Genomic DNA, 12932 nt, shown 5'->3' on the forward strand with positions numbered 1-12932 from the left:
ATATGATTATGAAAAATTTACGATTCTTTCTTTTAGCCCTGATGTCGGCAGCGCTCCTGTGGGCGTGCGGCGGCGACGAGGGCGGTGAACCTGCGCCCGAGCCTCCCGGTCCGGGGGTGGACCCCAATGCCGTGGAGATTACGAACGGTTCGTTCGAAGATGGACTGGCAGGCTGGACGCGCGTTGACTTCTACAACGGCGGTAAGGTCGCCGTCGAGGTGGCCGAGGGTGACGGCGTGAACGGCGGACGCTGCATCAAGATACAGCAGTTCCCCGAGAATGGCAAATGCGGTGTGGGCATCAAACAGAAACTCACGGGACTGGAGCCCGACCAGCTGTACCGCGTGTACGCCAAGGTCAAATACTCGGATATTCCGCAAGACGAAGGCCGTGGCGCCATTCTGTTCGACATGTCGCAAAAGCAGTATTGGGGCGCCTCGAAGTTCCTTTATGGCACCAACCTCAAAAACTGGACTTCGCTCTATGCCGATTTCCTTTCGCAGGACGACGGCACGGCCGAAATCGTCTGTGCGCTGGGATTCCGCTACGGCGGCACGACCAACGGCGGTTATTCGACCGGTACGGTCTATTTCGACAACGTAAGCGTGGTGAAAGTGACCGACGAACTTTTTATGCAGGAGGGCGAACACGTTCGCCTGTTCATCGAACCGTCGCAGGTTTATGCTTCCGCGAAACAAATTACCGAATGGCTCGCCAATCTCGACAAAATGTATCTGTCTTATGCTGAACTGATGGGCGCGACCCCGCATGAGGGGCGTAAACTGGCAATCCTCTCTTCGCGCGGGCTCGAAAGCAGCTATTGGGCGCTGGCGGGTTATCCGATTCTGTGGAGCAGCAACTATTCAGCCGTGACCTCCACTTTCGAGGAGCTGGCCAAGCATGGTACGTGGAGTTTCGGCCTGATGCACGAACTGGGACACGTCTTCAACCTTGGCAATTCGAGCTGGAACTGGAACGACGAGATGTTCGCCAATTTCCGGATGCAGTACGGCCTTGAGCAGAACCAGGGCAAGGTCTGGATGGACGAACGGGTATATACTGGACGCGAGATACTCGAAATGTACAAGAAGGATTACGACCAAACGGTCTATACGCAGGTCAACGACAACGGCATCCACTACATGCTGGGACGGTTGGCGGATGCGAACGGCATCGGTTGGGAGCCGTTCAAGGCGGCTTTCCGCGAGCTGACGACCAAGGGCGGCGCGCCCTCGGGCAAATACGAGAAGTTCGAATACCTGCTTTCACTGCTCTCCAAGTACGCGAGCGAGCAGACGGGCCGCGACGTAGATGTCAAGTCGCAATATTTCAATGAAACGGAGCTTGCCTCGATACGTAAACAGTTGCAATAACCTTTGCCGTTTTTGTGCGGGTTCGGACCCGTGCAGCGGAGGAAAAAACGAAATGAATAAAATGAAAAGAGTAGTAGTTATACTCACAGCCATTGCGGCGTGTGTGCTGTGTCTGTATGCTTTCGGAGCCAAAGCAAAGATCTTTGCCGACAATTTCGACAAGCCCAACCGCTTTGCTCGCACCTGGACGTGGAGTACCGACATGCCCGGTACGGTCGAATACCTGCCCGACGGAGGCGTGGATGGCAGCGGATGTGTAAAGATCTCCAGCTCCGCGAAGACTGCGCTGGCTGTCAAACACAAATTGAAAGGGCTCCATCCCGGTAAACTCTACCGCGTGAGTGCCCGGATGAAATGCGACAGCGTACAGGACGGCCGGGGCGCTGTATTATACCTCGATCCCGAAGGACTGGATCAGTCGTGGAATGCTTCCGAGTTCGCTTACGGCACGAATGATTGGGCCGAGGTCTACATGGATTTCGTTCCCGATCGCAACGGAGAAGCCGTAATCTGCTGCGGACTGGGTTTTCCGTGGGGAACTTACAACGGCGGCAAAGCTTCGGGTACGGTGTGGTACGATGACGTAAAGGTTGTGCCGACACCCGAGGAGGCGATTTATTCCCGTGAGAGCGAGCACATCGTGTTAAGGCTCGACCGCGACAAGGTGACCATCTCCGACGCCGAGGTTGACGCATGGCTCGCAATGCTCGATTGTACTTACGAAGCGTATTGCGAACTGATCGGCGAAGTGCCGTTCGACGGACGCAAAATCATGATTCTCAATACGCCGGGTATTGAGCCGGGCTATTGGGCGCTGGCCGGTAATCCCATTCTGTGGAACAGCCATGTCGCTGTGTCGAAACTGCTTGACCGCACCGTTGAGTTCGGCGACTGGGGCTTCGGCATCATCCACGAAATCGGTCATGTATTCTCCCAGGGCAATATCAAAGGCTCGGGACGCTGGAACTGGAACGATGAGATTTTCGCCAATTTTCGCATGTCCTATGCGCTCGAAGCATGCGACGGAATCATGTCGCAGCGCGACATCTGTTATCGGGGAGCCGATGTAATCAACTACTACAAGATTTTCTACGACGAAACCATCGGCGCGGGAATCCCCAAGAACAACGGCGATGCGCTCCACTATACATTCCTGCGCATCAAGGAGCGTTACGGCTGGGATGTCTATAAAAAGGCGTTCCGGGAATTGTATGCGCTGGGCGATTCGGGGCAGGAGGGACTGAATACGCCCTATGACAAATTCCTTTTCTTCCTCTCTTATGTTTCGCGGGCGGCGGGCGAGGATGTGGTGGCGGCGACCTACACTCCTGAAGAGTTGGCGCTGATCGAAGAATCGCTTAAAAACTGACGTTTGTGAGGACTTTGCGTACAACCTTGCTGGCCGCGATGGTGGCTTTTGCTGGGTATGCGGCCGCACAGCCGGTGTGCACGTTTCGGGTCAAGGTCGGCATCGACCGCGAGTCGGTCGATTCGCTCGGCGGCCGCGAGCGTGTCGTGCGGCTGATCGAGGATATGTTCCTCCGGATCAACCGGGCCTTCAACTACGATGGGAGCCTGCGCGCTGTCTATGATTTCAGGGTTGACTGGGACGCTTTTTACATCTACGACGGCGTATCGGCCGACGAGGTCCGGAAGCCCCATCCCGACCATGACTACCTCGTGGTGATGGACGGCTACAAGTCCGACCCCCGTGAGGTGGGCGGTGGCTGGTATGGCGACGGAATTCAGACCATCTATCATTCGCGTACGCACGACGACCGGTTCAACAGCCCGTTCGAAAAAAATGCCATCGACGGCATCATTCACGAGTTCGGCCATGCCCGGGGAGTTCCGGACATCTATGCCATGAAAGTCGATGCGGACAAGAATCCCGTGAACGGCGAGGCGTTTCTCGGCGTGCGCTGCATCATGAATTATCCCTATGGCGAGGAGCATTGGAGCGACTATGCGGTCAACATGATGAACCTGGCCGGCGACCGCAACATCGATATCGACGATCTGGTGGCGGGCGTGCTGCCAGACCGTATCCGGGTCGGAGTGGCGGAGGCCGACGGAAGCCCGGTGCGGGGCGCCGCCGTGCGGTTTTATCCCGTGCGCTGGTATGCCTATGCCGTGATTCCCGAACCGCAGGCTGAGGCCACGACCGACCGCCGCGGATATTGCGCAATTCCCGTTGCACGGGTCTTCGAGCCCGAGGAGGAGTTCGGTGTGCGTTACTGCAATTGTCTGGTCGAGGCGGAGTACGACGGAGTGAAAGCCTACGGCTGGCTGCCGCTCTACTTGTTGCAAAACACGCGTTTCGCCGGGGAGCGGGAATGTACGCTCGAATTGCGTCTGAAACGCAACCGTGAACTGTTCCGGACGATAACAATTGACGAATAATCACTATCTTTAAGTTTTTGAGCCCTGAAACGAAAACCTTATGATTCGAAGAACCTTACTGACCTGCATGCTCCTGCTGTTTGCCGCCGCCGCGTGGAGCCAGCGGTGGGAGATACGTCCCGGCGGACGGGATATCGTGTGGAAGGTTGGTAGCGACATTCCGCATGACGACCACATCGAGATGAGCGGCGAGCGGATGGCATTCGTGCTTCGCTGGGGCATCGACCCGAACGGCGCGTTCCGGCAGGAGCGTTCGCTCGTCTTCCCGCTGCTGCGCACCGTGCCCAACGACACCCACGCCAGCCTGATGTACCGCATGGCGACGGATATTCCCTCGCTGCTGGGCGTCAACGGCCTTGCCTTGCAGGCCGAGCGTGTGGAACAGGTGTCCGTCGATGGTGCGCTGACGGTGCGGAGCCTCTGGGGAGTCGGTAAGATGAACGTGGGCTCGGCCCGGGATACGAAACCCGTACCTGTCGTGGAGATGACGCGTGCGATCTTTCCGTCGCGTAGCCTGCCGTTGATGTGCGAACATTATGTCCTGCGCAATGTTGGCAGGAAGCCGCTGGCGGTTTATATACCCGAATTCTCGCAGGTCGTGACCACTGATCCGGCGAAAGGCGTTGCGGGCAGCTATGTGGTGCGGGGTGACCTTGCGGGAAGCGGCACCTTTATGCTCGTCCCGGCCGATTCGCTTGCATTCGACGCCGTGTTCCAGGCATACCGTAGCGGCGAGGAGCCCCTGAGGCCCGACGTGGCGGCGGAGTATGCCGCACGGATGGAGTTCGTGCACGGATGTATCGATGCCAACCTCGTGCTCGAAACTCCCGATCCGGTCATCGACACCGAATTCCGTTACGCCAAGCTCCGCGCGGCCGAAAGTATTATCGAAACCCGTGGCGGCTACATGCACGCTCCCGGCGGCGAGTCCTATTATGCGGCCGTCTGGGCCAATGATCAGGCTGAATACGTTAATCCGTTCTTTCCTTTCCTGGGCTATGGAACGGGCAACGAGTCGGCGCTCAACTCCTTCCGCCACTTCGCCCGCTTCATGAATCCCGGATACGAACCGCTACCCAGTTCGATTATCGCCGAGGGCGACGACATCTGGAACGGCGCCGGCGACCGCGGCGATGCGGCGATGATTGCCTGCGGGGCTGCCCGCTACGCGCTGGCCCGGGGCAGCCGCGCCGAGGCCGAAGAGTTGTGGCCGCTGATAGAATGGTGTCTCGAATACTGCCGGCGCAAACTTACGGCGGACGGCGTCGTCGCCTCCGATACCGACGAACTGGAGGGACGTTTCCCGACCGGCGAGGCCAACCTTTGCACCTCGACGCTCTATTACGACGCACTGCTGTCGGCCGTACCGCTCGGCCGCGAGCTCGGTGTGAGGCCTGCCGTGACCGCTCGTTATGCCGCTGAGGCCGGGGCATTGGCCAAAGCCATCGACGCGCACTTCGGCGGCGAGGTTGGCGGCTATGATACATATCGCTATTACGACGGCAATACGCTGTTGCGCTCGTGGATATGCATGCCGCTTATCGTAGGGCTTCGGGAACGCTGCGAAGGTACTGTCCGGGCACTGCTCAGTCCCGAGTTGCTGACCGACGACGGCCTGCTGACCGAGCAGGGCGGCGCTACGTTCTGGGACCGCTCTACCCTTTACGCCCTGCGCGGTATCTATAACGCAGGGTATGCCGACCGGGCGACCGAGATGCTGCATCGCTATTCGCAGCGTCGTTTGTTGGGCGACCATGTGCCGTATCCCATCGAAGCGTGGCCCGAGGGCTCGCAGCGCCATCTCTCGGCGGAAAGTGGCCTCTATTGCCGGATTGTGACCGAAGGGCTGTTCGGTATCCGTCCCGCGGGACTGCGGTCGTTCGACCTGACGCCGGGCATGCCTTCGGCGTGGGAGCGCATGTCCTTGCGCCGTATCCGGGCTTTCGACGCCGATTTCGACATTTCGGTCGGACGTGAAGTGGGCGGCAAACTCCGTATTACGGTAATGCAGGCAGGCAAAAAACCGAAAATCTATCGCGCAGCACCCGGCGCGACAATCCGGGTGAAACTAACCGACTAATACCCGAATTCCGTATGAACTTTTTCCGCAGTTTCGTTTTTTCGCTCGTATTGTCCCTTGCGTATGCCTGTACCTCCGGGCACGGGACCGATTTCAGGGTCGTTTCGCCCGACGGAACGCTGGCCGTCGATGTCCGGACCGGCGATTCGCTGACCTATGCCGTCACCCGCCACGGTGCGCCCGTGCTGCTTCCGTCGGCCATTGCCTTGCAGTTCGATGACGGTACGGCACCCGGGCGCGTCGCAAGAGTGTCCGATGTACACCGTTCCGCGGTGGAGCGGGAAATCGAGGCGCCGTTCCACCGGCAGGCCCGGTTCACCGAACATTACAATCAGCTGCGGCTTGATTTCGAGGGCGGATACTCCGTGACCTTCCGCGTATTCGACGAGGGCTGCGCCTACCGTTTCGAAACGGCGCTGACGGGCGGGCGTACCGTGGCGGACGAAGTTGCCGAGTTCAACTTCGCAGGCGATCCCGAGCTTTTCGTCGCCTATTCCGACGGATTGTGCAATGCTTACCAGAGCCAGTATGTAAAGTGCCGTTTGAGTGAACTCGGTACCGAAAAACCTGTTCTGCTGCCGCTGGCAGCCGACTGCGGCCCGGCGGGCCGGGTGCTGGTCTGCGAGTCCGATTTGGAGTCCTACCCCGGCATGTTTCTGATGCCGTCTTCGGGCGGCTTGCGCGGACTTTTCGCACAGGTGCCCGACAGTTGCTATCTCCACGAGCGCCGTTGTCAGGAGAAGGTGGCTACCCGGCACGGGTATATTGCCCGTGTGCAGGGTGCGCGCACCTATCCGTGGCGGATTCTCGCCGTAGCTGACGAAGATCGCGAACTGCCGACCAACAACCTCGTCTATGCCCTCGCAGCCGAAAACCGCATCGGCGACTGCTCGTGGGTGAAGCCCGGCAAGGTCGCTTGGGAGTGGTGGAACGACTGGGGCCTGACAGGCGTCGGATTCAAGCCGGGAATCGATACCCGCACCTATAAGGCCTATATCGATTTTGCGGCCGACTATGGTCTCGAATATGTCGTGCTGGACGAAGGGTGGTCCGATCCGAAAGCGGGCGACGTGATGTCCGTGGTGGCGGAAATCGACCTCCCGGAGCTGGTTCGCTATGCCGCCTCCAAGGGCGTAGGACTGATGCTGTGGGCCGTAGGTAACGTCCTCGACGCCAAACTGGAGGAGGCATGCGCCTATTATGCCGGGCTGGGGGTTCGCGGCTTCAAGATTGATTTCATCGACCGCGACGACCAGAAAGCCGTTGAGTTGGTCTACCGTATTTCCGAAGCCGCCGCCGCACATAAACTGATGCTCGACATCCACGGTATCTACAAGCCTACGGGGTTGAACCGCACCTTTCCCAATATCGTCAATTTCGAGAGTGTCTTCGGGTTGGAGGAGTTGAAATGGAGCAATCCCGACATGCCCCTTTACGACGTGACCTTCCCGTTCATCCGCATGGTGCAGGGGCCTGTGGATTATACGCCCGGAGCCTACCGCAACGCTACGCGCGACGGCTTTAAGATCGACTACCGCAATCCGATGAGCCAGGGCACGCGGGCGCATCAGGTGGCGACGTACGTGGTCTTCGATGCGCCGCTGGTGATGCTGTGTGACTCCCCGACGCGCTATATGGCCGACGATGCCTGCACGCGCTTCATCGCTTCGCTGCCCGTCGTGTTCGATACGACGCAGGTGCTTGCAGGCCGAATCGGCGAATACATCGTTACGGCCCGCAGGGCTGGGGAAAAGTGGTATGTAGGCGGCCTGACCGACTGGACGCCCCGCACGCTCGAAGCCGACTTGTCGTTCCTCGTCCCCGGCCGGGAGTATACGGCTACGCTGCTCTGCGACGACGAGCGTTCGGACATCGAACCCGAAAGACACACGATTGCCTCGCAGAAGGTGACCTCCGCGACGCGCCTGCAAATTCCCGTGGCGCCCGGCGGTGGCTTCGCCCTGAAAATTGAACCTGTTGAAACCGACGAATAACCTGAAACCGATTTTATATCCCTATGAAACGTATCTTACGTAGCTGCTGTGCAGCTTTACTGACCTGTCTGACGATAAATGCGGCTTCCGCCGTCGAAAAAGTCGTCTACCTGAAAGATTTTCTTACGCCCGGCGCGGCCGAGACCGATGCCGTGCCTGCCGTGCGGGCAGCATTGGAGCATTGTGCAGCGACTGGTGCCCGGAAACTCGTCCTGCCCGGCGGCCGCCTCTGCATGCGGCCCGATCAGGCGGTTGAGAAGTATCAGTTCATCAGTAACAACGACGAGAGCCTCAAGCGCATTGCGTTCGATCTTGCGGGCATGCGCGATTTCGAAATCGACGGCGGAGGCACCGAGCTGCTCTTCACGGGCTTCATTTCGCCGTTCAGTCTCGAAGACTGCGAGAACATTACGATCAGCGACCTGACGATCGATTTCACCCGAACGTTTCACTCCGAGGGTGTTGTCGAGGCGGCGGGCGACGGCTGGCTGGAGATCCGCTTTCCGGAGGATTACCTGTGCGACATCGTTAACGGCTGTCTCCGCTTCCGCGACACGGAGGGGACGGTCTATCCCTTTTCCAACCTACTGGAATTCGATGCCGTGCGGCGGGAACCCGCCTTCCGCGCTACGGACTACTGGCTGTCGAACCGGACGATTCCGGCCGAGAAATGCGAGAACGGCAATTTCCGCATCCTGCGTAAAGACTTGAAGGCCTCGGTGGGCAACGTGATGGTATTCGGGGCGGCGGCGCGCTACAATCCCGGTTTTACGCTCGCCGACTGCCGGGGAGTCGAGATTCGCAACGTCAACCTCTACCATTGCGGCGGCATGGGCGTGATTGCCCAGCGCAGCCGCGACATCGAACTCCGCAAGCTGGTGATTGTTCCGTCACCCGGCAAAGGGCGCATGATAAGCATTACGGCCGATGCCACGCACTATGTCAACTGCGGCGGTTATATTCGCATGATCGACTGCGTCTTCGAGAACCAGAAAGACGATGCGACGAACATTCACGGGCTGTATATGGCCGTCGAGCGGGTCGCCGGGCCCAACAAACTGCTGCTGCGTTGGCGTAATTCGGGTCAGTACGGTGTGGATTTCATCACTCCCGGCATGCACCTCGAATTGGTGGACAACGACAATGTCGAAACCTATGCCCGCCGCAGCGTGAAATCCGTCAGGCGGCTCAATAAGATTTACACCGAAGTAACCTTCACCGAACCCCTGCCCGATGGGGTGAAGCCTTTGCATGTGGTGGCTGCCGACGACGATTATCCCGAGGTGCTGATCAAAGGGTGCCGTATGCGCGGCAACCGGGCCCGGGGTCTGTTGTTGGGCTCGCGCGGCCGGACTGTCGTCGAGGATAACCATTTCCACATCGCGGGCGCGGCCATCCTCATCGAGGGCGACGCCAACTACTGGTACGAACAGTCAGGCGTGCGCGATGTCGTGATCCGCGGCAATGTCTTCGAAAACGGCAACTACGGCAGTCCGGGCTGGGGTTCGGCCTGCATCGCCGTCGGCAGCGGCATCCCCGACCGTGAAACCAGCCGCTATCACCGCAATATCCGGGTCGAGGGCAATACGTTCCGGGTGTTCGATCCCCGCATCGTCAACCTCTACTGCGTCGATGGATTCCTTTTCCGCAGGAATAAGATAGAATTCACGTCGGACTATCCTGTCGTTGACGGCCAGGCAGAGCGGTTCGTTACGAGAAATTGCGATAATGTCGTGATTGAATAGACGGCTATGATTCCGGTTCGATTATGGTTTGCGGCTGCGATATTTTGTACAGCCTGCGCAGGCGGTTGCGGAGCACCCGCGGAATCGGTATCACTCGCTGATTTCATCGAGGAGAACCGTATTGGGAATGACGCGACCCTTGCATTCCGCCGTGCCGTGGAGTATTGCCGGCAGCACCGGGTCCGGGAACTGGTCGTGCCGGCAGGCACCTACGATATTTATCCCGACCTGGCTTTTGAAAAATACGAGTATGTCACCAACAACAGCGCCGGGCTGAAACGGCTGCTTTTCGATTTGGATGGAATCGAAGATTTCACTCTGCGCGGCGAGGGGGCGCACCTCGTGCTCCACGGTTATGTTTCGGCTTTTTCCGTCGTCCATTGCACGAATGTTACGATCCGCGGCTTTACGGTCGATTATGCACGTACGTTCCATTCGGAGGGTACCATCACCGGCGTAGGGGAGAATTATCTCGACCTGCGTTTTTCCGGGGCGTATCCTTACCGGATCGTCAACGGAGACCTGCATTTCTACGATGAGGCCGGTGCGGAATATCCGGTCTCCCACCTGCTCGAATTCGATGTCGTGCGCCGCGAGCCCGCATTCCATGCCCGGGACTATTGGCTGCGAAATAAAACGGTTCCCGCAGAACAGCTTCCGAACGGCGACGTACGGATCTTTCACCCCGGACTGACCGGCAAGGCGGGGAATATTCTGGTGCTGGGACCCGCTCACCGTATGTGTCCCGGCGTGGCCATCGACCGTTCACGGAGCATACTGATCGAGGATTTGACTCTGCATCACTGCGGCGGAATGGGCGTGGTGGCGCAGATGAGCAGCGACATCGAACTCGACGGCGTTCGTATCGTGACCGCCCCCGAATCGGACAGGGTCATCAGCATTACGGCAGACGCCACGCACTTTACCCATTGCGACGGTTATGTGCGGATGATCGGCTGCGAGTTCTTCAACCAGATCGACGATGCGACGAATATTCATGGCATGTACGGTATCGTGAAACAGGTGACAGGACCTTCGCGCCTGCGCGTTTTCTTCCCGCATGAACAGCAGTACGGGCTCGATGTGCTCGAGTCGGGCGTTGAGGCCGAGATACTTGCACAGCGCAGTCTGATTACGCATACCACGGGCCGCATAACCTCGATGGAGCGCCTGAACAAGGAGTGGTACGAGGTGACTTTCGACGGCGATCTGTCGCAACTTGCCGTGGGCGACTTGATTACCCGAACGTGTTATCCTGAGGTGCTGATCCGGAACTGCCGTATGGGGAATAATCGGGCGCGCGGACTTTTGCTCGGCTCACGTAAGAAAACCGTTGTCGAGGATTGTTATTTCCACACGCCCGGTGCAGCTATTCTTTTCGAAGGCGACGGGTACTACTGGTACGAGCAAGCCGGCGTGCGCGATGTCGAAATTCGCCATTGCGTGTTCGACGATTGCCTCTACGGAGCCGCTACGTGGGGCGACGCCGTCATTGCAACGGGCAACGGCCCCAAACATGACCGGGAACAGAGCCGCTACCATCGCAATATCCGGGTCGAAGGCAATACGTTCCGGGGATTCGATCCCCGCATCGTCAACCTCTATTGCGTTGACGGATTCGTATTCACTCGGGATAATGCAATCGAATATACCGATGATTATTCCGATTTGTCCGGGAAAAAACGTAACTTTATCATTCGGAACTGCGATAATATAGTCATTGAAAAAGAACAAATCGATAAATAAATTATGAAACGATTTTTTGGAGGAGCATTGGCTTTGCTGCTGGCCGTGCAGGCGGAAGCCGAAGTGAAACTTCCGGCCGTGTTGGGGAGCAATATGGTGTTGCAGCGCAATACGGAAGTGAATTTCTGGGGCGAGGCTTCGCCCCGCAGCCGCGTGCGCGTAACCACTTCGTGGAATGGCCGCACGTATGACGCCAAGGCCGATGCCGAGGGCAGATGGACGATGAAAATCGCTACGGACGAAGCCGGAGGCCCCTATACCGTAACTGTCAGCGACGGCCGGGAAATCGTGCTCGACAACGTGATGCTGGGCGAGGTGTGGGTCTGCTCGGGACAGTCCAATATGGAAATGCCCGTGAGCGGATTCATGTTCCAGCCGGTCGAGGGAGCGGTCGATGCCATTGCCGATGCCGGAATGTACCCCGGCATCCGGATGTTCACCGTGCCGCGTGTTTCGTCGCAAACGCCCCTTCAGGACTGCGAGGCGGCGTGGCAGACGGCGACCTCCGAATCGGTCGGCCAGTTCAGCGCCGTAGGGTATTTTTTCGGGCGGATGCTCTATAAGGCGTTGGGCGTCCCCGTTGGGCTTATCACTCCGAACTGGGGCGGTTCGACCATCGAGGCGTGGATGACCGTTGATGCCATCGACTCGACGCCGGGTATCGACCATGCCGCAGCCAAGTCGGGAACCTATGACAACAGCATCCCTCAGCGGCTCTATAACGGGATGTTGCTGCCCGTATGCCGTTTTACAGCCAAAGGGTTCATCTGGTATCAGGGCGAATCGAACCGCAGAAACTGGTACGACTACAAGGCCCTTCAGGTGTCGCTCGTCAAACTCTGGCGTGAAACCTGGGGTGACGGGAAGATGCCGTTTTACTACACACAGCTGGCGCCTTACCGGTATGAAGGCGATGACCTGCGTTCGCTGCCGTTGGTCATCGAGGCGCAATACCGTGCGCTGGCCGAAATCCCGTATGCTGGAATTGCCGCTACGACCGACCTGGGAAACCCGACCTGCATTCATCCGGCGCGCAAACGCGAAGTGGGAGAGCGTCTGGCATTTCTTGCCCTCGCGAACGATTACGGGGTAAAGGGACTGCCTGCCCCTGCACCGGTATATAAGTCGATGGAACGCGACGGGAATAAACTGGTGCTGACTTTCGACAACCTGCCGCTCAAGGCCCGGAACGGCGTTGACAGTTTCGTGGCTTTCGGGCCTGACGGGTATCGGCGGCCTGCCGGCTTCGAAATTGCGGGCGAAGACCGGGTCTTCCATCCTGCCGTTGCGAATTTCAAATATTGGGACAACCGTATCGAAGTGAGTTCCGACCGGGTTCCCGAACCCGTTGCCGTGCGCTACGCATTCCGGAATTACTGTCCGGAAGCCAATGTCGTGACCACTATGGGCCAGCCGCTGGCGCCGTTCCGGACGGACGACTGGCCGTTGGACGACATCGGAGAGATCAGATAAATATACCGCAAATATGTATCCTGAATTTCCCCCCCCCTCCTCTCCGGCAGCGAACTTGCTGTTCGCTGAAGAAATAACTGCCTGTATATCACCGATGGAAGGCGAAAAGCAAAAGTTT

At 58.4% G+C, this 12932-nt stretch carries 8 protein-coding genes; all 8 read left to right on the forward strand.

Annotated features, from left to right (window positions below; genetic code table 11):
• The first annotated feature begins 8 nt into the window (after nucleotides 1-8).
• The 8 genes from NQ519_RS07610 to NQ519_RS07645 all read left to right on the forward strand — a co-directional run bounded on the left by NQ519_RS07610 (nucleotide 9) and on the right by NQ519_RS07645 (nucleotide 12814).
• Nucleotides 9-1373: a M60 family metallopeptidase gene (locus tag NQ519_RS07610; protein WP_026076731.1), complete on the forward strand. Its 1365-nt coding sequence runs from the start codon at nucleotides 9-11 to the stop codon at nucleotides 1371-1373.
• 61 nt (nucleotides 1374-1434) lie between these two features.
• Nucleotides 1435-2742 (forward strand): M60 family metallopeptidase, encoded by a 1308-nt coding sequence (locus tag NQ519_RS07615; protein ID WP_083871142.1) that lies wholly within the window; start codon nucleotides 1435-1437, stop codon nucleotides 2740-2742.
• A gap of 5 nt (nucleotides 2743-2747) precedes the next feature.
• Nucleotides 2748-3776 (forward strand): hypothetical protein, encoded by a 1029-nt coding sequence (locus NQ519_RS07620; RefSeq protein ID WP_227900983.1) that lies wholly within the window; start codon nucleotides 2748-2750, stop codon nucleotides 3774-3776.
• A 40-nt stretch (nucleotides 3777-3816) separates the two neighbouring features.
• Nucleotides 3817-5856, forward strand: coding sequence for a hypothetical protein (locus NQ519_RS07625; RefSeq protein ID WP_044118778.1), 2040 nt, complete (start codon nucleotides 3817-3819; stop codon nucleotides 5854-5856).
• 14 nt (nucleotides 5857-5870) lie between these two features.
• Entirely contained in the window at nucleotides 5871-7850 is a 1980-nt protein-coding gene (locus NQ519_RS07630; RefSeq protein ID WP_019151756.1) for a glycoside hydrolase family 97 protein, read from the forward strand.
• Nucleotides 7851-7873: 23 nt separating this feature from the next.
• Nucleotides 7874-9595: a right-handed parallel beta-helix repeat-containing protein gene (locus NQ519_RS07635; RefSeq protein ID WP_019151755.1), complete on the forward strand. Its 1722-nt coding sequence runs from the start codon at nucleotides 7874-7876 to the stop codon at nucleotides 9593-9595.
• A 156-nt stretch (nucleotides 9596-9751) separates the two neighbouring features.
• A complete protein-coding gene (locus NQ519_RS07640; protein WP_019151754.1) occupies nucleotides 9752-11341 on the forward strand; it encodes an alpha-1,3-galactosidase-related protein in 1590 nt (529 codons plus the stop codon).
• Nucleotides 11342-11344: 3 nt separating this feature from the next.
• Nucleotides 11345-12814, forward strand: coding sequence for a sialate O-acetylesterase (locus NQ519_RS07645; RefSeq protein ID WP_026076730.1), 1470 nt, complete (start codon nucleotides 11345-11347; stop codon nucleotides 12812-12814).
• The last annotated feature ends 118 nt before the right edge of the window (nucleotides 12815-12932 follow it).

Source organism: Alistipes senegalensis JC50 (assembly GCF_025145645.1).
GTDB lineage: Bacteria > Bacteroidota > Bacteroidia > Bacteroidales > Rikenellaceae > Alistipes > Alistipes senegalensis.